Raw genomic sequence first — 20530 nt, forward strand, 5'->3', positions numbered from 1 at the left:
CGTGCAGAACGGCATCTCGGCGGTTTGCGGTGCCATCGCCGGCGTCGCGATCGTCGCGATTGTCGTGCTGACGCTGGTCGATGTGGTGCTGCGAACCTTCTTCTCCGTCACGCTCGGCTGGTCGGTGGCGTTCATCGAGATGTACCTGCTGACGGTCGTCGCCTTCTTCGGGCTGGTGACCGCCTACCGCAGCGGCGCACACGTCGCGGTGACGAGCCTGTTCTACCGGCTGGGTGTACGGATGCGGAAGGTCCTGCTGATCCTCGCCTATCTCGTCCTGCTCATCGGCATGGGCGCCCTGCTCGCCGCGGGCACCGAGGGCCTGTTGTTCGCGATTGGTATCGATGAAGGACCGATCCGTGGGTCGTCGGAACTGCTCATCCCGGGGTGGGTGATGCGCGCGATTCTGCCGGCCTCGATGGTCCTGGGGATGATCGTGGTGCTCATCGACCTGGTCCGGGAACTGATCGCGCCCTGGCATGTGACCGCCACCGACTACGACCCGGGCGATACCCCTGAAATCCCGATAGCCACAAGCCATGCCGGAACCGATACCGCGGAAGGTGCGCGATGATCGCGCTTGTCATCGCAGTGCTGCTGATCGTGATGATCGCCGTGCGGGTCCCGGTGTCGTTCGCCATCCTCGGTGCCGGTCTGGTGGGACTGCTGTTACAGCTGTCGGCCGGAGCCGGGCTCGGTGTCCTGGAGGCGGTTCCGCTGGGATCGGTGCAGTCCTTGTCGCTGTCGGCGATTCCTTTGTTCATTCTGATGGCACACCTCATGCTGATGTCCGGGATGATGGATTCGCTGTTCAACGCGGGCCGGACCATGTTCGGCCGGATCCCGGGCGGGACCGGAATCGCTTCGACCGCCGCGGGAGTCGGCTTCGCGGCGATCTCCGGTTCGTCGACCGCCGCCGCGGCGACGCTCGCCGAAACGACCAGCAAGCGCATGATCGACGAGGGGTACCGGCCGACGACCGCCACCGGCATCGTGGCCTCGGTCGGCACGCTCGGCGGCATGATCCCGCCCAGCGTGATTCTCGTGTTCTACGCCGTCACCGCGGAAACCAGCGTCGGCGACATGATCGTCGCCGGTCTGGTCCCCGGGTTGATCATCGCGGCCGCGCTGCTGATCGCGATGCTGCTGCCAGCCCTGCGTGACCCGTCCAGGATGCCGCGTGGTGAACGGTCGTCGTGGACCACCAAGGTCAAGGCGGTGGTGGACGCGTTGCCGATCGCGGTGGTGTTTCTGGCGGTGGTCGGGCTCATCTACTACGGCATCGTCACGCCGACGGAATCCGCGGCGATCGGATGTCTGGTGGCCGCGCTACTCGTCGCGGTGCACGGCCGGATGACCGTCACCGGACTCGTCGACGCGGTGATCGACGCGGTCAAGTCCAGCGCGATGATCTTCGCCATCGTGATCGCGGCCCACGTGTTCGGCTATGCGTTCGCGCAGACGAAAGTCGCGGCCTCGATGGTCACCTGGATCGAAGGCCTGCCGGTCCCACCGATCGCGATCATGCTCGCGTTGCTCGTGATGTACATCGTGCTCGGGTTCTTCATGGACCAGGTCGCGATCATCGCGCTCACCGTGCCCATCGTCCTGCCGCTGGTGGAGACGATCGGCTACGACGTGATCTGGTTCGGTGTCTTCGTAGTCCTCATGGGCGAGATCGGCCTGATCTCCCCACCACTCGGGCTGAATGTTTTCGTTGTGGCACGCGCGACCGGACGCGACACCGTCGAAGTATTCAAGGGATCCGCCCCCTACGCGGTCGCCATGGTGATCGTCGCCATCGGCTTCATCCTGTGGCCCGACGTCGTCACCTGGCTACCGGCCTCGCGATAGCAGGCGATCGTAACCAGATGATCGTGGGTGAGTCCGCATCGGCGTCGAGCCGGTGGGCGTGGGACGGCAACGTCTTTCGAGCCGGCTCGGGTCGAGAGCGGAACAGGCTACCTACGATCCGGTCGAGCGCAGTGGTCGTGGCCCATCGTCAGCATCCTCAGGTGGGCGCAGGTCAGCAGGGCACGCCCGACCGGACACCCGGTGCCGTGCAGGGCCCCGCAGTCCCCGCCGGAGCGAATACCTCATGCGCACTCGTCGACTGGGGCGGCTGCGCTGTTCGACCAGGATTGGGACCGGCGTCGCATCCTGCATCTCGGACCCGGTGTGGATGGCACCATCGTCTGCCCGACCGGGTATCGGGTCTATGTCTCCGTTGAGTCCCCGGGGATAGTCGGTGGGTTTCGATGAGTTGGGATTTGGGGTTTCTGGCATGGCGCGCAAGGTTGTCGTCACGGTCGTCGATGATTTCGACGGTCACTCGCCCGCGGTGGAGATGGTGTCGTTCGCCCTGGATGGGGTCGGATACGAGATCGATCTGTCGGAGCAGAACGCCGCGCGGTTGCGAGAGTTGTTCGCGCAGTAGGCTGCTCACGGTCGACGGGTCGGTAAAGGCGTGAAGCGCAGCAAGCACATTCCAGCTGCGGCTGCAGATGGTCCTCGCCCGGGCCTGGTGCGGGAATGGGCCAAGGCCAACGGGTTCGACGTCCCCCGGCGGGGTCGTGTGCCAGCCAGTGTCGTAGCCGAGTACAACAAGGTTGCGTCCTAGGCGCGGCGTACTTCGCAGCCAGGGTCCGTCCTCCCGAAGGTCGCACGGGAGGACGGACCGCTTCCCCGTCGGCTGCGGAAACGCCGCCATGTTTCCGAGCCGCCTCGACCCTATCGGCCGACACGCGTCCACGGGTCGTTCGACGCGAACCGGAGTTTCGGAACTTTCGCAGTGGTGTAGATGGCGGTGGCGCGATGTCCCCAAGGTCGTGAGTGTCCGGCGTACAAATGCGCGAGGCACTGCTGTTGGTTCATTCAGCTCAGGGAGTGTGGTGGGGCGTAGCCAGTGGATACGTGTCTTTTCGGCTACCGCCCGGTGACAGAAACGAGTGGATGGGTAGTTTGTCGCTTGTGGTAGCGGCCCGCATCCCAGACGAGTCGGGTGAAGTCGGCGGTCGATACGGGCTGGCGGATCGGTATGCCGGTCGCGACCGCGGTCGGCCAGAAGCAGTATCCGCAACGATGGCAGTAGACGCCAGCGCTCCAGAGGGCGTGCGCGGCGCGACGTCCACGAGTAATGCGGTGACGCTGGCGCATCCGGACACCCGCTGTCGCGAAGCACGCTACTGACGGTATTGAGAGGATCGCGACCGTGCACACAATGGCGAAGAGAACCTGGGACCGGGACATGTTTTCAGGCACGTCGCTGAGGCTCGCAAGCAGCGGAAGGCTTACCAGAATCGGCAGAAGCAGCGCCGCTGTCCCCCAGGTGAGGTAGCCGGTGGTGGGCTGAGGAACTGGCTCTGGTGGCAGGGAACGGGCAAGCGTAGTTGCGTGGATGCGGGTTATTGTCGCAGTGCCGAAAACCGCGACTGGCCCGTACGAGGTGAATCCGAGGCCGTTATAGTCGCCAGTCCCGTGCGCGAAATAGGTCCCGGCGGCGTAGAGCGCTGGGACAGCCTGGACTTGGTCGTCCATCCCACAATGGGGGCAATGCAGATCAGTGAGCATGGTGTGTCCTCTGAATCTGGCGTGGTGCTCATGGTCAGGAAGACGCCGCGATGAATGAACCGCCCCGACTTTCTGGCCGGCTTCATGGTTGAGTCATCACCGGCTGGGATGGCTGTTGTTGAGCGTAATAGGAGGCCTCGTACTCGGCGGGTGGGATGTGGCCGAGCAGGCTGTGCAGCCGCCGGTTGTTGTACCAGTCGACCCATTCCATCGTCGCGAACTCGACGTCGTCGAAGGACCGCAACGGCCCCGTGAGGAACGGGCTGTCACGGGCAACGGCCTCGGTCTTGAACAGCCCGATCGTCGACTCCGCCAGGGCGTTGTCGTAGGCATCGCCGAGGCTGCCGATCGAGGCCGCGATTCCTTCGGCGGCAAGGGTTTCCGCGAACCTGATCGAGGTGTATTGCGATCCCGCGTCGCTGTGATGGATCAGTCCTTCGTCGACGGCGTGACCATCGTGGTCGCGCCGCCACAGCGCCATCCTCAGTGCGGTGGTGACCATAACGGTGTCCTTGATCGTGGCGGTCTGCCATCCCACGATGGAACGGGAGAAGCAGTCGATCACGAACGCCACATATACGAACCCCGACCAGGTGAGCACGTAAGTAAAGTCGGTGACCCACTTGCGATTTGGCTCGGCTGCGGTGAAGTCGCGGTCGACCAGGTCCGGGGCGCGGCGATGACCGGCGCCTTTCCCTGCGATCGTGGTGCGGTGTTTGCCGCCGCGGACCACGCCCGACAGGCCTTCGTCACGCATGAGTCGGTCGACGGTGCCGATCCCGATCTGGTGGCCTTGGCGGCGCAGATACGGGGCCATCTTGCGGCGCCCATACATTCCTTCGGGCGTGCCGATGGTGGCCAGCAGGGCGTCGGTCAGATAGGCGTCGGTCACTGTCCGCGCCGAGGGCGGGGCGGTTTTCCAGTTCCGATAGGTGCGTCCGGCGACCTGCACGCCCTGCTCGGTGAGCACGCGGCAAATCGGATCGACCCGGTAACCCTGCGCACGCATCTGATCGATGAACTGGCAGATCAACGGCGGCGCGGGTCGATCTCCCGCGCGAAGAAAATCGAGGCCGCTTTCAGAATCTCGTTGGCCTCCTTCAGATCTCGGACTTCTCGTTCGAGTTCTTTGATCCGCGCCTGCTCGGCACTGGTCACCCCGGAAGCCTTCCCGGTGTCGACTTGGGCCTGTTTCACCCAGACACGCAGCGTCTCGGCGTGGATGCCGAGTTTCGGGGCGAGCGCCTGGCAGGCGGCATACGCCGACGGATACCCGTCGATTCGATCCAGCACCATCTTCACCGCACGCTCACGCTGCTCGATCGGATAACGCTTGGGCATGGCCCACATCCTCCACAGAGAAGGAAGCGGCCGGAAAGTCGGGGCGGTTCAGAACCCGGAAGGCCGTGATGACGATTGGCCTTCCTGACATGAAACACCTTTAGGTAGACGGCGTCGAGCCTTTCGTCTGCCGAGCGGGTGAATCGTCAGGTGTCGGTGGTCGAAGGCAAGCCTGCCAATCGCAGTGGCTACGGCCGCGTTTGCGAAACCTGCCGTCTGTTTGTGTCGCGATGACCACATGCTGTGTGTAAGGAACGATTTGGTCTGGGGTTGTGGCGAGATCGATTGTTGTGCCCTAGATGTGAGGAGGTTAGAGCCACGTCTCGCCGAGATCCGTCTGTACGGCGGTGAGGAGGTGTATCTCGTGCGTGGGGTCGGTGGGGGAGATGGTGAGGGTGTAGGCGGTGGTGTTTCCGGTGTCGTCGCGTAGGCGCACGGGGGTCTCGGTGGGGCGGATGAAGGTGACGTCGATGGTGGTGTGCCAGCGTTCGCGGAACTCGGGGTTGTTGCGCAGCCGACCGAAGATCTCGCGGACCTGTAAGGAGCCGCGGAATCGGCCGGAGACGCCGCGGACGGAGGAGACCGCGATGTGGGCTTCGGCGTCATAGTCGGCGAGGACTGATCTTCCTGCACGGCTGAACACCCACACCGGCACCGATCCTTGTTCGTCGAGCCCGGGGTTGGCTGTCCGGAACAAGCCGTTGGAGAAGAGGATGGTCCAGGTCGGATCGACGTAGGCCGCGAGCACTCCCCGTCGCTCGAGGTCCAGTAGATGGGTGGCCAGCCTTGGGGATTCAAGGATTTTCGCGCGCAGTACATCGGGTGGGTCGAGGTGATGCGGGGTGCCGCGCAAGTTGTGGAGGTACTCGGCTTGCGTCGGATCGAGGCGGTAGCCGCGGATGAGGTCATCGAGTAGCGGGGGACTGGGGGTCTTGTCGTCCCGTTCGATGTTTTTGAGGTGGCTGACGCTCACTCTTGTGTGGGCGTAGGCGGCTTCGCGCGATAGGCCGAGGTACTCGCGGATCTGGCGCAATGCCGTGCCGAGGGTAGGTGGCTGAGGTGGATGGCGTTGGTGGGTCATCGAACGGCGGCGATGGCGAGCGGGAACACGGTGCACGGCTCCCCCCTTTCCTTTCTGATGTCTTCCATACGTGACTATCTCCGCGTTAGCATGAACGGTTGCCCCCAAGAACCTTGGTTTATTTCCTACCAGACTGGGTAGCGTGCGGCAAGCATGAAGACTGCCGGATCGCTCGATGTTAGCGACGCGCAATTACTCAACCCCGAGACGCCTTAACTGCAGCTGCGCGCTGAATCATGTTGCCGCTCAGTAGGTTTCGGAACTTCACGGAAGGGACCCTCGCAGCAACCTTTTTGTTGTGAACCCGCTGCGTAATCAATATTTCGGGTAGGGACGTCCGAAGTGCTGGCACAATTTTGGCCCCTCGCTGGGGTGGCGCAGAGGTGCATTTCGGGCTTTGGATGGTGGGGTCCATCAAACCGAACAAGGAAGGGATTACGGATGGATCCGTTCGCAATTCTCGGACTCGCCAATGGCGTTTTGTCGGCGTTGTCCAACGGCGTTTATCTCGTCGGTCAGGTGCTGTCTCTGGTGCTGCCGTTCATCTGATCGCACCGCGCTGGGAGTGGTCTCCTAGCTGCGAAGATGTGGCTAGGAGACCGCGTGGCCGTGCGTTGTCGGCCGAGTCATTCCAGCAAATTACCGTGGTTTTTCCTCCTTCATCGAAGGGTCTACTTGGCATGCCGAAATCGAGAAATTGCGCCCCAACGGGCTTCCCATTACGAGCGCGGTATTCGTCCGGTCGGGCGGGCGCGGGGCGGCATCGGGTGAGCGCGAGCATAAGGCGTGGCGGCCGGGCGTTGGTGGCGGGCGCAGTGCCGGTGGTGGTGATCCTGTCGGCAGGCGCGGCAGAGGCCGCCGCACCCGCCGGGGTGATCGCCGACCAGCCGGGCGTCACGGGCCCCGCGCAGCCGGGGACCGTCCCGCCGGCACCGCAGCAGCCGGTGCCGGATCCGGAACCTGCTGCGCCGCAACCTGCTCCGCCGGTGTACTACGTGCAGCCGCCGGAGGTGCGTAACGCGGCGCCGAGCCGCCCCGCGCCCCGGGTGGATGTCCCCGCGCCGCCGATTCGGATCGAGGAGCTGCACCTGCCGGAGCCGGTCGCACCGGTTGCGCCGATCGAAGCGCCGCCGAATGTGATCCGGGTTGGGCAGTGGCAGACGCCGAGCCCGGAATGGTTGCCGCCGGAGTGCCGAGACCTGATCAACAACACTGCCGCCGGACTCGAGGCGCAGGTCGCCACCGCGCTGGACAGCGTCGGGATCCCGGCCGGGCGTTCTGACCGAGTGTCGGGCGCCACACTGGCTGGCGCCGGAATCGGCGGCGCGGCAGGCGCGGTCGTAGCTGGTACGCCGGTCGCGGCGGCCGGAGCGGTCGTTGGCGGGTTGATCGGTGGAACCATCGGCGGGATCGCGGGAGCTGCGCTGGGAACGGTAGTGCCGGTACCTGTGATCGGCACTGTCACCAGCGGTGTCGCCGGAACCGCGATCGGCGCGGCCGCTGGTGCTGCGGCGGGGGCCGCGGTCGTGGGTGTGCCCGCCGCGGCGATGGGTGCGGTGGCTGGAGGAACGGTGGGCGCGGGCTTTGGCGCCGGGGTGGGAGTGGGCCAGTGACCACGATGAGAGGCAGGCGTATCGCTGCCGCTGCCGCGGCGACGGTGTGCGGCACCGTCGCGGCGAACGTCATGCTCGGCGCGTCGACCGCGTGGTCTGTGCCGATCGGTCCGGGCTGCCCAGCGCTGTATGTGATTGGTGTCCAAGGAACGGGTCAGTCGGCACCGAACGCTGACCCGCTGGCCGACACCGGGGTCGTGGGCGCGCTGATCGCGCCTGTGGTCTCTGCGGTGCCGCATCTAGTGCAGCGCAGCTACATTCCCTACGGCGCCGGTTTCGGCGGCATCGTGCCCGGCGGCGGTCCTGACCCTTATGTGGCGTCGGTGACCGACGGGCGTACCAAGCTCGACGCCGCAGCCGCCGAGATCGTTGCGGCCTGCCCGTCGACGCTGATCGCCGCGGTCGGGTTTTCCCAGGGGGCGCAGGCAGTGTCGAGTTTCGCGCGCGACGTGGGTGCGGGAGCCGGGCCGGTCCCTGCGGACAAGATCGCGGGGGTCGCGCTCTACTCAAACCCGGATCGGGCACCCGGCGCGGGTGTGCTCCCGGGCCGACCCGGCCAACTGACGCCGGACCCGGCACCCGGAACGGCCGGCGCCGCGATTGCGGGGGTGCGGATCGCGAACCCGCCGGCGGCGGGAAGTGGAATCGCCGGTGCCGCCGATTTCGGAGCGTTGACCGGACGTGTGGCCGACATCTGCACCGACGGCGATCTGGCCTGCTCGGCACCGGACCGGGCCGCGGTCTTGCGATTCGCTGCGATCATCGGCGCCCAGGCCGATCTGGCTAACCCGCTGGCCGCGCTGGGCTCGATCAACGCCAGCTTGTCGGGGGCACTCGGGGAGGCATGGAACACAGTGCTGGCCAACGATTTCCGCGTCGGCCACGGGGTGGTGGACTATGCTCCGACCGCGAGCCTGGCGCAGCGACTGATCGAGGCCGCCGATCCGCGGATCACCCCTGCCGACCCAGGGCTCGCAGCGGCGCGCTGGGGCGAGATCATCGCAGCGATCACGGTGAACCCCCTAGAACTCGGCAAGCTGTTTGGTCAGCTGGCCGGTGCGTGGGGTCAGCTGGCCGACGACAACGCCGACCTGGTCAATCCGCTCATTTGGGCGCGCTACCTTGACACGGTCAATCGGCACAACAACTACGCGCTCGGCCAACTGGACTCGGGCATCGCTTGGTTGATCGCGCTGGCCCACGACCTCGCCGGGAGTCGGCGATGAACGATGTGGCCGACGAGTTCTACCGGGGGCCGATCCTGGATTACGAGATCCGGCGCGGAGAACTGCTGCGCCGCCGCCGCGTCCGAGTTCCCCAGCTCGACGGCGGGGTCGCAGAAGCGTGGCAGATCGTCTACGCCTCCAGGTCGGCGTTCGGCGCCGCGATCGCAGCCTCGGGCATCGTGATAGCACCCGACCAGAAGCAAACGCCGACGGCAATCCTGGTGTACTGCCCGGCGTTCCACGGGCTCGGTGGCACAGAGAACGCGCCCTCACAGCGCTTGGCGGCGGGCACCGCACTCGACACCGAAGCGATTGGGGCGGCGCTCGAACGCGGATGGGTCGTGGTGGTCCCCGACGGCCAAGGCATGGGATTGACCGGCCTGGGTCCGATGCGATTCCTGGCCCGAGCGGCCGGTGCTCGCGCCGCGCTGGACGCGATTCGCGCAGTCGGGGGCCTGCAGGACGTGGACTGGCCGCCGCTGCCAGCGCTGGCATGGGGGTACGCCGACGGCGGACGGACCGCCGTGTCGGTCGCCGAGCACCGGACACGCTACGCACCCGAAGTCGACCTACGTGGCGTTGCTGCCGGAGCGGTGGTCAGCGACCTGCGGGACCTGGTGCAGACCCACGATGGCGGCCCGTGGTCGGGGCTTGGCTTGGCCGGGATGGTTGGTCTGTCTCGCGCCTACAGCCACCTGCCGCTGCGGCACATCCTGTCTGCAGCGGGCTATGAGGCGGTCGAGGCCGCCGAGCATCTGGGCGTCGAAGACATCCGCCGCAGTTTCCCCGCACCGCTGGACCACTGGTGTGTGCGACCGGATCCGTGGAACGACCCACTGTGGCGCTACGTCCTCGAATCCGAACGCACTGCCCACGAATCGGCACCGCAGGTTCCGGTCCACCTGTATCACGGCACCGAAGACGTCCTGGTGCCGATCACCCAGGGCCGCAATCTCTTCGGCGCCTACCGCGCGATGGCGGTGGACCTGAGCTGGCGCGAATACACCACCGGTCACGCCCGCGCGGCCCGCGCCGGACAACCCGAAGCTCTCGCCCAGCTGGAGGCGTTCCTGCACCGCAAACCCCGCGACGCGGGCCGAGCTACCTGAATCGGCCCCGCCCGGCCACCACCGGGAATCGAGTCGGGCGGGGTCACACCACGCCACAACACACCGTCCCTGACCATCCATGGAAGACGTGCAAGGCCATGCAGCACAAATTCGTTCATCCGCGACGGAGTATCGGCCGCCGTGTCTGGCTCGCGGCCGTGCTCACCGCCGCGACGCTGGTGGGGGCTGTGAGTACAGCTGTGGCCGAGCCGGACCGATCAACCCCTCTGAGCGCGACGTGCCCGTTGCTATACGCGCTCGGTGTCCAGGGCACCGAGGAGTCCTCACCTGATGCATCAGTCGGGGTGGACACCGGTGTCCTCGGGCTGGTGCTGGGCCCGCTGAAGTCGGGCACCGATCGTGTCGAACGCGCCTACGTGCCATACGGATACGACGACTCCATGAAGCGATTGCCCTACGAAGAGGCGGCCGCGGCGGCCGAGGAGCGCCTCGAGCAGATGGCGAACGAAATTCTCGAGCGGTGCTCGGACACCCGGATCGCCGCTGTCGGATACGCCCACGGCGCGCCCCCGGTGCAGCGGTGGGCCCACCGCGTCGGTGCGAGCCAATCCCGCGTCCCCGCCGACCGGGTAGCGGCCGTGGCACTGCTGGCCAATCCCGATCGCGCACCACGAACACCGGTGCTGCCGGGTCGGCCGAACGCCACGACACCGGCCGCGGTGCCCGGAACCGCCGGTGCGGCGGTAGGCGCCATCACCCTGCTCGGTTCGGCGACCACCGGTGCCGGAATCACCGCGACCGCCTCATCGGCCGCCGCGACGGCGACCGGGTACGGGGCACTGACGGGCAGGGTAGGGGACTGGTGCGCCGCCGGAGACGCCACCTGCGACACGCCACCGCAGTCTCCGCTGGCTGCCACCGTGGCCAACATCGCCGCCCGCTCGAACCTCGGTGACCCGATCGCCGCGATCACCACCATCGCGCAAGCCCTCGCCTCGACCACATTCACCGCAGCGACCACCGTGATCAACGAGGACCTGCACGGCACGACCCTCGACGAGCTGACCTACCAACCACAAGCCAGCCTCGGGCAGCGGCTCGTCGAGGCGTCGAACCCGGACACCCCCGCGCCTGAAGGCCGCGACGTGCTGGCCGCCTTGGCGAAACTCGGCGGCATCGGATTCCACGCCGTTGTCGCCGTCGCGCGGGAAGTGCTGACCCCGGCCACCATCGCCGAACTCGCGACCGTCGGCATGGCCAGCCCATGGGCGGCCGTCGGCGCGCTGGGCGCGAAAGTCGCTGGCGCGGTGGCGAACCTGGTACCACCACAAACCGCGTCGCGATGGATCAACGACACGTTCGAGGCGATCACCTCCACGGTCACCGATCCCGGTGAGTTGTATGCGCTCGCTGGGACCGCCCGCTACAGCGACACCCACGGCCGCACCGGTGCCTACCGCCGCACCCCGGCCACACCCGACGGCGACTCCACCCTGACCACAGTGACCAATTGGCTCGCCGCCGCCGCGGACGACCTCGCTGCGGCTACGCCGACCACCAAAACACCGGTTACCCGAACCACAACCGCCGTCCCGAACTCGACCGGCCCGCGCGGCAGCAGCACTCGCACGCCACCGGCACCGCGACCCGACACACCCACACCAGGAATGACGAGCGGCGCGAGGACATCGACCTCCGGCACCGATGCCGGACCCTGAGCCCCTTCGGGCGCACGCGCGCCTGTCATCCAGCACTCTTACCCAGCCGTGCTGGCTGACCCTCTATCCCTTGACGCGTCGCCCGAAGGGCCCGGACCACCACCACAACGCACCGCCGAAGGAGGTGACGACCATGAGCGACAACCCGTCCCCCCGCCCCGAGGACGCCCACGGCTGGCAATGGCTCGACACCGTCGATCCCGTTGCGGCACAACCGATCAACCACCTCAGCGAATCCGTCGACCGACGCGAGTCCGACCCTTGGCAGTGGCTCGGTGAGAACCCGCACCCCCAGCCCACCGCCACATCAGCTCCGCGGGCCTGGCACCGCGGCCGGGCGAGGGTGATCGCGGCTGCACTGGGCACGACCGCCGTAATCGGCGCCGTCGCGGTGACCCTCACCGACGTACCTGACTCCGAATCCAGCGGCGCATCCGCACCAACCACCCTGGCAGCCATCACCCAACCGTCGACGACAACCGGGCCGAGGGCTCCCGCCTGCACCGGCCTGGACGCCCCTGTGGTAACCGACACGGACAGCGCCGACACCGACCTTCCCGGAGCGATCGCGGCCTTCCAATACGCCTACTACGCGCGCCGCGACGCGGGCGCCGCACTGGCCGTGGTCACCGAGGACGCCGGACTGGACCCCGCAGCGCTCGCCGACGCTGTCGCGGCGATCCCCGCCGGGACGACGCACTGTGTCGGCATCACACCGATCACCGCGACCGCGGCCCAGGTGCATCTGGTCGAACTGCACCTCGACGGCCGCCGCCTGGACTACCTCCAACTCGTCAACGGCCGCCCCGCCGAACCCGGCCCACGGACCCTGATCACGAACATCCAGAGGCGGTGAAGTGATGACCGCAGCACTGCACCTGGTCCGACACGACCACGATTCGCGCCGACTGCCCGACGGCGGGGTCCAACCACCGCCACCGCAACGGCGCGCACCCCTCAGAGACGAACCACTCCCCATCACTGGGCCTTTCCCGCCGCTGTGGGCGGTCCTCGGAGCCCACGGCGGTGCAGGAACGACGACGCTGGCACGCTGGTGGGCTCCCGCAGCCGACAGCGGTCTGGCCTGGCCCGCCTCGCCGCGCACGACCCAACAGGTGATCATCGCCGCACGGGTATGCATGTCCGGCCTCGCCGCGGCGGCCGACCGCCTGCGCGAATGGCACGCCGGACTCGCCCCCGACGGCGTCGAGGTCATCGGGCTGGTACTGACTCCCACCCGCCCCGGCGCCGTGCCCGCGCCGGTCCGCCGCTACCGCAGCATCGTCACCGACTTGATCGAGGACGTCTACGACATCGCCTGGCACGACCAGCTTCTCACCCTGGAATCGGGCGACTTGGCGCAGTTCACCCCCGGCGACCCACCACCCCCACGGCGCCTCCGACTCCACACCAACGTGCCCCCCGATGTCCACCAAGCCGGTTCCGACATCCTCCAACGGCTCGCTGTCGCGAAGAAAACCCTTGCACACAAACATGTTTCGGAGAAGAAGCCATGACAGTCGCGCACACAATGCTGAGCGAGCTGAACGAAGCATTCGCATTCCTCGCGCAAGACACCATCGACCCGGGCGAGATCAAACCGGTGTCCCCACCCGGATCGAACCGCTTGATCACCCTCGTCAACTGGCTCCGGTATCTGGTCAACCTCGCCGGCATCGCCGCCATCATCTACGGCGGCGGAAGGTTTGGCTGGGAACGATTCCACGGCGGCACCGTGGAATCGCCGAAGATCATCTCCGCCGCCATCATCGGCGGGGTCGTGGCGGCAATGTCCGCGCGGATCATGGGCGAAGTGGTGGCCCCCGAATGAGCCCGACACCACATCGCCACGAATCCGCCGGCCGAGCCGGCACGGAACCTGTTCTCGTGCAGCAAATTACGCGTCGGCCGGGTTGTGCACCTGGTGAAGCTCCGGACTGGACGGCCCAGGACAGAGGTGTGGGCTGCGTGCACCGATCAGGCGCCACGAACGCACCAGCGACCGTGGTGTACCTCCAGCGCGGCGATTTGCGGTCCTGGCACCCGATCACGACCGGGCTGCACGCACGCCTCGGCGGAGGGATCGCACAGATCAGCTACCACCGGCACGAGCCCGGCCCTCGACGAACCAACCGCGGCAACGGCCCCCAATACCGGCCGGGGCCTGCCGATATCGACGAAGTCGTGGCTGCGGCCGCGGGGTCGATCATCCTGGTCGCGACCGGGCCGATGTGCGCGCTGGCGCAGTCCTGGGCCGCTGCCCGATGCCGCGGCGACGCGCAGGCCGTCAGCGGCATCGTGATGCTGAACCCGCAGAGCTGGACACCGGGTGCGCTACGTGCTGGGGGCGAGGTAGGACCACAACCCCGCAGCGGCGGAACGACTTTCGCCGCCCCGGAGGTGGCGGTGCTGCGCGAGATACCGACGTGGGTCATGGCCGGCGCAGCTGCCGGAGCCACGGCGCGCGGGTACGCCAGCGGGCTCGCGGCATCGCTGTGGGCCGACTACATCACGGTCCCCGAATCCGGGACCGCGGTCGAGGTCAGCCACCCCAGCCGGGTCGTCGACACGATCCTGACCGCCCTGGACGTGGCCTATCGCAGCCACCGCTACGGAAGCCCGACATGACCACACCGATGCCCTCGAACGTGATCGAACCCTTGATGGAACTGCTCGGCTACCTGTGCTGGCTGGTTCTGCTGCTCTGTATCGCCCGCGCCATCTGGATCGCCGGGCAACTGGCGGTCCGGGTCTATCGCGACGAAGCGATCGAAGGATTCGTCGGTGCGCTCGCGGCCGCTGCCCTTACCGGATCGGCCAGCGGAATCGCCATCGCGGTCCTACCGACACAGTGATGAGGAGCCCAGACGTGAAAGTGCCACGTACACAATCGATCACTAACGACCCTACCGTGAACAGGCTAGCGGTCCTGGCGTGCTGCGGCCCGATCGCGGCCACAGCGCTGCTGGGCTGCGACGCGGCCACGGCGCCCTCGACGGCGACGCCGACCGCGACCTGGGCGACGAGGACGCCGCCCACCGGCACCTACTGGCAGCGCTACCAAGGCATCGACCTACCGGTGACCGATCAGGGACCTCGCCGAGTGATCGACCCGATCGTTAGCGGGTTCGATCGCAACCCCGCCGGAGCGGCGGTGGCCGCGATCCACGCCAGCGTCCGGATGTCGGTCGCCAGCGATCGCGACTGGGCCCAGGTCGGGCAGCAGATGCTCGTCGCCGGTTCCGGACGCGACCAATGGGCGATACTGCGCGCCCAGATTTCGATCACCGAGCCCGTCCGCGAGGGCGCACCGGTGATCCTCGGCTACCAGATCACCCGCTACACCCTCGACGCCGCTGACGTCGAGATCTACAGCCGCCACAGCGACGACTCGATCACCGGACACCGCACCCAGGTCGTGTGGCGAGGCGACGGGTGGCGACTGCTCATGCCCGAGCGCCCTGACCACGCCACCGTCGCAGCGGTCACCACGCCACCAGCCGACATGGTCATCCTCCCTCGGCCATAAACCAGAGGACTCAGAAACATGAAAGGCACTCGCTCCTACCGGCTCGCCGCCGGACTGCTCACCGTCATCGCCCTCATCGTGGCGGGCGCGTTCGCGATGACCATGAACCGCGACGAACCCCGCGAGCAGCTAGCTGATTCAGCAACGACGACTGCGGAGCCGCCCACCAGAACCGACATCGCACCGTCCTCGCGGGCACCGCGGCCACCCGCGGTGGACCTCTACGGTGCGCGGCTCGAGGTGGTCGACACCGACAGCGGAACAGCGCTGGCGCAGAACCCCGCTGACCGGATCGACCCCGCACGCCCGGACTACGTGACCGCTACACCGGCCCGGCTCGAGTGGCAGCGAGGCTGGGGCGGGGCCGCGCTACCGATGTCGGGTGCGGACGGTCCCACCCGGATCGAGGAAGGCGTTGCGACCGGGTTCGCGCGCACGCCGCAAGGGGCTGTGTTGGCCGCGCTCGACGCCGCCGCGCGGGCGTTGGCAGCACCGGAGGGGGTCTGGGAACAAGTTGTGCAGCAACGTTTCTACGGGGAGGCGAAGCTGACCGACCGGCTCGTCGCCCGCTACAGCCTCGCGCGAGCACGAACTCCTGACGCCGCCCGCTTCGTCGTCGTACCCGACGGCGTGCGGCTGCTGCCCGGCTACGACGGGGAGCTGGCGGTGATAGAGGCCGCCACCCGCGACGGCAGCGGCGGCTACAGCGTGTCGAGCTGGGCGATGGTGTGGATCGGCGGCGACTGGCGCGTCCGCATCCCCGACAACATCGAAACGCTCTGGGCTCCACCACGTCACATCACGAACTTGACCGGTTTCGGTGTGTGGAAGGGCAGCCCGCGATGACCGCCCGGGAACAAATCATCCCCTTCTGCGACATCCCTGGCCTGGCCGGCGCTGCCTGCGCGGCCCAAGAAATCCCTGGAGCAGTAGCGAAATCGGCGCTGGACGACCTCACCGAGTGGATGGGTGAGGCATTTGCCTGGCTTTTGACACATGCACTGGCGTGGTGGACACAGTTCCCGTCGCCAGAGCTGGCGACCAGCGAGGGCGGGTTGGCGCCGGTACTCGACGATATCCGCTCCTACACCAGCCAACTCCAAGTGCTGATGCTGATCGCGGGCCTGCTGTTCGCTGGTGCACGGTTGACGCTGGCCCAGCGCGGCGGACTCGCGGGCGAGGCGCAAGAGACGGTCCTCATGCTGGCGCGGGCGATCCTGGCGTCGATGGCGTTTGCCACCGTGATCACCGCAGGCACTCGTGCCGGTGACGCGTTCGCCGAATGGGTGATCTACGACGTCACGAGCAGCGACGTGGAAGCGTTCGGCACGGGATTCGTGCGCGGATTTCTCGCGGCAACCGGTGGGATGAATCCGGGTGCGCTGTTCCTGCTCTTCGCGGCATGCGCGATCAGCATGCTGGTGCAGTTGGTGATGCTGGTGGTGCGCCAGGCGTTGCTGATCGTGGTCGTGGCGGTGCTGCCGATCGCCGCCGCGTCTTCAGGCACCGGCCCCGGTTCCCAGGCCTACAAGCGGCTGCTGGCCTGGTCTTTGGCGGCTGTGTTGTGGAAGCCGGTGGGCTCACTTGTGTACGCGATGGCGTTCACCGCGGCGGGGGATCCGCAAGACAGCAACATGGCGTTGCTGGGGCTGATCCTGCTGGCGATGTCGGTGATCGTGCTGCCCGCGCTGATCCGGCTGGTGGCGCCAGCGGTGGCGACGCTGGGCGGTGGCGGTGGTGCGGCGGCGACCGTGGCTGGTGGTTTGATCGGGGTCGGGATGGCTGGCGCGTCGGCGCGTCGTGAGGGCCGTCGGGTCGGACAAGCGGGTGCAGGCGGCGGCGGCCAAGGCGCAGCTCCCCCGCCACCACCGCTCGGTGGCGGGGCAGGCGGAGGCGGAGGCCGACCAATGCCTAGCGGTGGCGCAGGCAGTTCTACCAGTGGCTCCGGGGCTGGCTTGGGCAAAGGATCTGGTGGCGGCGGCGCATCGCCACAGCAGGCGCCTAGCGTGCCACCGGCCGGGGCAGGGGGCAAGGCCGCAGCAGCGGCGTCGGCAGCGCCGCAGCTGGCGAAAGGCGCCAGCTCCCTGGCCGGATCGCAGGGGAGCCGACCGGCTGCTTCGGGGCCCGACCAGGCGCAGCCGGGGTCGCTGGAGGTGCGGCGATGAGTACCCGCATGTACGGGCGGTGGGAAAAGCCGCGCAGCGCCGGGTTTTTCGGCCTCACATGGGGCGTATCGATGCTCGGGCTCGGGCTGATCGTCGCGATCATGGTCGCCTTCATGGTGTGGCAGTCGCTGTCGGTGGCCGGTGCGGTGGCCGTGGCGGCGGCGGTGGTGTTCGTGCCGATGGCCGTCACCTACCGCGGCCGCACCGGCTGGGAACTCGTGGCGTTGCACGGCCAGTACGCGCTGGCACGCGCGGCCGGGGAGACCATCTATCGCGCAGGCCGCTTCTCGCGTCTGCCCGGACGGGCGAAACTCCCTGGGCTGCTGGCGGATTCGCGGCTGAGTGAATACGAGACGGCAGGTGGGCGGCGGTTCGCGATGCTGCACATCCGCCGCAGCGACCATTACGCGGTAGTGCTGCGGGTGATGCCGCGCGGTCAGGAGTTGGTGGACCAGTCGGCCATCGATACCTGGGTGGAGGAGTACGGACATTTCCTCGCGGCGCAAAGCCGCAGCGGCGAGGTTGTCGCGGTCACCGCGGTGCTGGAAAGCGTGGTGGAGACCCGGCTGCGCCAGCAGCGGGAAGTGACCGAACTCGTGCGCCGCGACGCGCCGGACTACGCCCAAGCGGTGATGCGCGAAGCGGCCGCCGACACCGGCGGTTCCGGGGTGCGGGTGGAAGCGCGAATCGCGGTCACCTACCGACCGATCGGGCGAGGCCGCATCCGTCGCGACGAAGCCGAGCAGGCCCGCGAAATCGGACGCCGCCTGCAAACGGTCGTCTCGCAACTCGCGCGCGCAGGCCTGCCCGCGACACCGATGCGAGCGGGGGAACTGATGGCGCTGGTCCGCTCCCGCTACGACCTGGCTTCTCAGCGTGATGTCGAACTGGCCGGAGAGTCGATCACCGACACCCAGAGCTGGGGCAGTGTCGGCCCAGTCGCGCACGAGGACCGCTGGGACCACCTCATCCACGACGGGGGACGCTCGATCACCTGGGAGATGGACGGGGCCCCGCGAGGCGCGGTCAACGAGCGGGTCCTCGACGAACTCTTGCGACCGCGGCTCGACGTGCCCCGCAAACGAGTCGCCATCTTCTACCGCCTGCACTCAGCGGCCGAGGCAACCACCTTGGTGGACAACGATTTCCGTGACGCGATCGCCGCTGAGCAGACCGAACGGGGGATCGCCAGCGCCTCGGCGCGGATCCGGGTCACCAACACCCAGGCATCCCGGGAGGAGCAGGCACGAGGCGCCGGGCTGACACGGGTGGGGCTGCTGGTGACCGTGACCGACCGCCTCAACGCCGACATGCCGGGAATCGAGGCATCGCTGCGGGGAATGACCGCAGCCAGCCGGCTGGGGGTGCGCCGCTGCTACGCCACGCAAGCCAGCACGTTCGCCGCGTCGCTGGGCATCGGTGTGGTCCTGCCCGAGCATGCGTCCATCCCGAAGCGGGTCACAGCATGAAACAACCACGCAGGCAACGGGTTCAGCGTACGACCGTGGTAGGCGGGGTGCGGGTGCTGTCCGAGGACGCGCGCGCGAGCATGGAGGCAGCGGCCCGCCGTGGGGGAGTGCGCGGCTGGTGGGCGCGGCTGATGTTGTCCAGCGACGACCATCGCCGCGCCAACGCCGCCCGCCGCGCCGACTCCGACGAGGACACCTCGGTAGAAGGCAGCGAGGTCGCGGCACCGCGGCTGACCGACCGCGGCTATCGGGGCCGGGGAGGCGGCCGCGCGTCGGTGGTGGCGGCGACACCGGAGTGGCGGGCCACCACCACCCAAGTGGCCGGGCTGTGGCCGTTCGCGGTTGGTGCGTCGGCCCCGATCGTGGGAACCCCCATCGGCACCCACTACGTCACCGGCGCGCCGGTCCATTTCGACCCGATGAGCTGGTTCTTGAAGCGGATCATCACCGCACCGACCGCTTTTGTCTTGGCGCTCAACGGTTTCGGAAAATCCTCGCTGATCAGGCGGATCATCACCGGCCGGGTCGCGGCCGGGGACACGGTGCTGGCCGTCGGGGACACCAAACCCGACTACCGCGAACTGGTGCACGTGCTCGGCGGGCAGGTGATCTCGGTTGGGTACGGGCAGTCGGTGATCAATCCACTCGACGTCGGCGCGCTGGGGCAGGTGATCAGCGAACTCGACGATCCAGCGCACCGCCGCCAAATCGCCGCCCGCGTGCAGGCGGCCCAAGTGACCATCGTCGCCGGGCTCATCGAGCTAGTGCGCGGCGCGCGGGTGGCCGACTACGAAGAGGTGCTGCTCGCCGCCGCGCTGAGGGTGCTCTACGACCCGGACGGCGGCGGCTTCACCCACCGGCGACCGCCGGTTCTGTCGGATCTACTGACCGTCATCAGCACCGGCAGCGACAGCTTGGCCGCCTACGCCGAGGAAGACAGCGCCGCCGCCTACCGCGAAACAACCAAGCCTCTACGCCGGTCGCTGCGCGCCCTCATCCAGGGCCCGTTCGGAGAGGTGTTCGACGGACCATCCAGCGTTCCGCTGGACTTGACGCGCCCGGCTGTATGCATCGACGTATCCGGCGTGCCCGAGGGCGACACCAAACTCTTGGCCGCGGTGCTGATGGTGTGCTGGTCGACCGGGTTCGGTGCGATCGCCGCCGCGCATACCCGCTCCGACGCTGGACTTGCCCCGCCACGGTTGTTCGGGCTGGTCATGGACGAGATCTGGCGGGTGCTGTCCGCGGGCGGGGACTACATGGTCGATCGGGTCGACGCCCTGACCCGGCTGCAACGTGAGCTTGGCACCTGGCTGATCATGTGCAGCCACACCCTGCGAGATCTCCAATCGTTCAACAGCGCCTCCTCCCAGGCCAAGGGCATCGGGCTGTTCGACCGGGCACGGGCGAAGATCATCGGACCGGTCGGACCGGACGAGATCGACCGCATCCGCGGATCGATCGGAATCACCGAAACCGCGAAACTACTCGTCACCTCCTGGGCCGCGCCCCGGCCACCCGGTGAGGACGACTTCGCGGGCGGCTATGACGACACCCCACCCGGCATGGGCTGCTTTTTGATCATGACCGGCGAATCGTCGGCCGATGCCGCCGGTATCCCGGTGCATCTCGAATTCACCGCCAGCGAACGTCGCGCCGAAATCCACAACACAAACCGCCGGTTCGACCACGAACTGCGTCGCCTCCCCGGGCAGGTGACCAGCGATGCCGAATGATCGACACCCCTG

General features: G+C 67.7%; 21 protein-coding genes. 18 read left to right on the top strand and 3 right to left on the bottom strand.

What is annotated here, in order from left to right; genetic code table 11:
• Position 1: 1 nt before the first annotated feature.
• The 4 genes from FB390_RS21405 to FB390_RS34890 all read left to right on the top strand — a co-directional run bounded on the left by FB390_RS21405 (position 2) and on the right by FB390_RS34890 (position 2620).
• On the top strand, positions 2–574 hold the full coding sequence (locus FB390_RS21405) for a TRAP transporter small permease (RefSeq protein ID WP_246124144.1): 573 nt from the start codon (positions 2–4) through the stop codon (positions 572–574).
• A complete protein-coding gene (locus tag FB390_RS21410) occupies positions 571–1854 on the top strand; it encodes a TRAP transporter large permease (RefSeq protein WP_141810540.1) in 1284 nt (427 codons plus the stop codon). The genes FB390_RS21405 and FB390_RS21410 overlap by 4 nt, the downstream gene beginning before the upstream one ends.
• A 430-nt stretch (positions 1855–2284) precedes the next feature.
• Complete coding sequence (locus FB390_RS34885) at positions 2285–2437, top strand: Lsr2 dimerization domain-containing protein (protein WP_425465871.1); 153 nt, start codon at positions 2285–2287, stop codon at positions 2435–2437.
• Positions 2438–2467: 30 nt separating this feature from the next.
• On the top strand, positions 2468–2620 hold the full coding sequence (locus tag FB390_RS34890; RefSeq protein ID WP_425465872.1) for an Lsr2 family DNA-binding protein: 153 nt from the start codon (positions 2468–2470) through the stop codon (positions 2618–2620).
• A gap of 305 nt (positions 2621–2925) precedes the next feature.
• Here the strand turns inward: FB390_RS34890 and FB390_RS21425 are convergent, their stop codons facing one another.
• The 3 genes from FB390_RS21425 to FB390_RS21435 form a co-directional block, all read right to left on the bottom strand.
• Positions 2926–3570 (bottom strand): hypothetical protein, encoded by a 645-nt coding sequence (locus tag FB390_RS21425; protein ID WP_141810542.1) that lies wholly within the window; start codon positions 3568–3570, stop codon positions 2926–2928.
• 82 nt (positions 3571–3652) lie between these two features.
• Positions 3653–4911, bottom strand: a protein-coding gene (locus FB390_RS21430) for an IS3 family transposase (RefSeq protein WP_141810543.1) whose coding sequence is annotated in 2 segments (ribosomal slippage) — positions 3653–4638 and positions 4638–4911 — 1260 coding nt in all. Because the reading frame shifts where the segments join, the coding sequence is not laid out codon by codon here.
• Between the two features lie 310 nt (positions 4912–5221).
• Entirely contained in the window at positions 5222–5992 is a 771-nt protein-coding gene (locus tag FB390_RS21435) for a helix-turn-helix domain-containing protein (protein ID WP_141810544.1), read from the bottom strand.
• 767 nt (positions 5993–6759) lie between these two features.
• Between FB390_RS21435 and FB390_RS21440 the strand changes: the two genes are divergently transcribed.
• From FB390_RS21440 to FB390_RS21505, 14 genes are all read left to right on the top strand, one after another.
• A complete protein-coding gene (locus tag FB390_RS21440) occupies positions 6760–7605 on the top strand; it encodes a hypothetical protein (RefSeq protein WP_141810545.1) in 846 nt (281 codons plus the stop codon).
• Between the two features lie 5 nt (positions 7606–7610).
• The gene (locus tag FB390_RS21445) at positions 7611–8831 is read left to right on the top strand and encodes a cutinase family protein (protein WP_246124330.1); all 1221 of its coding nucleotides are present in this window, start codon (positions 7611–7613) and stop codon (positions 8829–8831) included.
• Positions 8828–9940 carry a lipase family protein gene (locus tag FB390_RS21450; protein ID WP_141810546.1) on the top strand — a complete coding sequence of 371 codons (1113 nt, stop codon included), beginning with the start codon at positions 8828–8830 and terminating at the stop codon, positions 9938–9940. Before FB390_RS21445 ends, FB390_RS21450 begins: the two co-directional genes overlap by 4 nt.
• A 305-nt stretch (positions 9941–10245) precedes the next feature.
• On the top strand, positions 10246–11619 hold the full coding sequence (locus tag FB390_RS21455) for a cutinase family protein (RefSeq protein ID WP_185757116.1): 1374 nt from the start codon (positions 10246–10248) through the stop codon (positions 11617–11619).
• Between the two features lie 133 nt (positions 11620–11752).
• Positions 11753–12475: a DUF8176 domain-containing protein gene (locus FB390_RS21460; protein WP_141810548.1), complete on the top strand. Its 723-nt coding sequence runs from the start codon at positions 11753–11755 to the stop codon at positions 12473–12475.
• 4 nt (positions 12476–12479) lie between these two features.
• Positions 12480–13136, top strand: coding sequence for a hypothetical protein (locus FB390_RS33630; RefSeq protein WP_185757117.1), 657 nt, complete (start codon positions 12480–12482; stop codon positions 13134–13136).
• Positions 13133–13450 (top strand): hypothetical protein, encoded by a 318-nt coding sequence (locus FB390_RS21470; protein WP_246124145.1) that lies wholly within the window; start codon positions 13133–13135, stop codon positions 13448–13450. The genes FB390_RS33630 and FB390_RS21470 overlap by 4 nt, the downstream gene beginning before the upstream one ends.
• 137 nt (positions 13451–13587) lie before the next feature.
• Positions 13588–14247, top strand: coding sequence for a hypothetical protein (locus FB390_RS21475; RefSeq protein WP_141810549.1), 660 nt, complete (start codon positions 13588–13590; stop codon positions 14245–14247).
• Positions 14244–14474: a hypothetical protein gene (locus FB390_RS21480; RefSeq protein WP_141810550.1), complete on the top strand. Its 231-nt coding sequence runs from the start codon at positions 14244–14246 to the stop codon at positions 14472–14474. Before FB390_RS21475 ends, FB390_RS21480 begins: the two co-directional genes overlap by 4 nt.
• Before the next feature lie 56 nt (positions 14475–14530).
• Positions 14531–15148, top strand: coding sequence for a DUF8175 domain-containg protein (locus tag FB390_RS21485; protein WP_141810551.1), 618 nt, complete (start codon positions 14531–14533; stop codon positions 15146–15148).
• Between the two features lie 18 nt (positions 15149–15166).
• Positions 15167–15994 (top strand): DUF8175 domain-containg protein, encoded by an 828-nt coding sequence (locus FB390_RS21490; RefSeq protein WP_141810552.1) that lies wholly within the window; start codon positions 15167–15169, stop codon positions 15992–15994.
• Positions 15991–17313 (top strand): hypothetical protein, encoded by a 1323-nt coding sequence (locus FB390_RS21495; RefSeq protein ID WP_141810553.1) that lies wholly within the window; start codon positions 15991–15993, stop codon positions 17311–17313. Before FB390_RS21490 ends, FB390_RS21495 begins: the two co-directional genes overlap by 4 nt.
• Positions 17310–18782 carry an SCO6880 family protein gene (locus FB390_RS21500; RefSeq protein ID WP_141810554.1) on the top strand — a complete coding sequence of 491 codons (1473 nt, stop codon included), beginning with the start codon at positions 17310–17312 and terminating at the stop codon, positions 18780–18782. The genes FB390_RS21495 and FB390_RS21500 overlap by 4 nt, the downstream gene beginning before the upstream one ends.
• 35 nt (positions 18783–18817) lie before the next feature.
• Entirely contained in the window at positions 18818–20518 is a 1701-nt protein-coding gene (locus tag FB390_RS21505; RefSeq protein ID WP_141810555.1) for a hypothetical protein, read from the top strand.
• Positions 20519–20530: the final 12 nt, after the last annotated feature.

It is taken from the genome of Nocardia bhagyanarayanae (assembly GCF_006716565.1).
Taxonomy (GTDB): Bacteria; Actinomycetota; Actinomycetes; order Mycobacteriales; family Mycobacteriaceae; genus Nocardia; species Nocardia bhagyanarayanae.

Bases quoted from the DNA above. Each gene is read 5' to 3' on its own strand.
- FB390_RS21460 (WP_141810548.1), top strand. From the start codon at position 11,753: ATGAGCGACAACCCGTCCCCCCGCCCCGAGGACGCCCACGGCTGGCAA.
- FB390_RS33630 (WP_185757117.1), top strand. From the start codon at position 12,480: ATGACCGCAGCACTGCACCTGGTCCGACACGACCACGATTCGCGCCGA.
- FB390_RS21480 (WP_141810550.1), top strand. From the start codon at position 14,244: ATGACCACACCGATGCCCTCGAACGTGATCGAACCCTTGATGGAACTG.
- FB390_RS21445 (WP_246124330.1), top strand. From the start codon at position 7,611: ATGAGAGGCAGGCGTATCGCTGCCGCTGCCGCGGCGACGGTGTGCGGC.
- FB390_RS21450 (WP_141810546.1), top strand. From the start codon at position 8,828: ATGAACGATGTGGCCGACGAGTTCTACCGGGGGCCGATCCTGGATTAC.
- FB390_RS21435 (WP_141810544.1), bottom strand. From the start codon at position 5,992: ATGACCCACCAACGCCATCCACCTCAGCCACCTACCCTCGGCACGGCA.
- FB390_RS21410 (WP_141810540.1), top strand. From the start codon at position 571: ATGATCGCGCTTGTCATCGCAGTGCTGCTGATCGTGATGATCGCCGTG.
- FB390_RS34885 (WP_425465871.1), top strand. From the start codon at position 2,285: ATGGCGCGCAAGGTTGTCGTCACGGTCGTCGATGATTTCGACGGTCAC.
- FB390_RS21490 (WP_141810552.1), top strand. From the start codon at position 15,167: ATGAAAGGCACTCGCTCCTACCGGCTCGCCGCCGGACTGCTCACCGTC.
- FB390_RS21500 (WP_141810554.1), top strand. From the start codon at position 17,310: ATGAGTACCCGCATGTACGGGCGGTGGGAAAAGCCGCGCAGCGCCGGG.
- FB390_RS21495 (WP_141810553.1), top strand. From the start codon at position 15,991: ATGACCGCCCGGGAACAAATCATCCCCTTCTGCGACATCCCTGGCCTG.
- FB390_RS21470 (WP_246124145.1), top strand. From the start codon at position 13,133: ATGACAGTCGCGCACACAATGCTGAGCGAGCTGAACGAAGCATTCGCA.
- FB390_RS21425 (WP_141810542.1), bottom strand. From the start codon at position 3,570: ATGCTCACTGATCTGCATTGCCCCCATTGTGGGATGGACGACCAAGTC.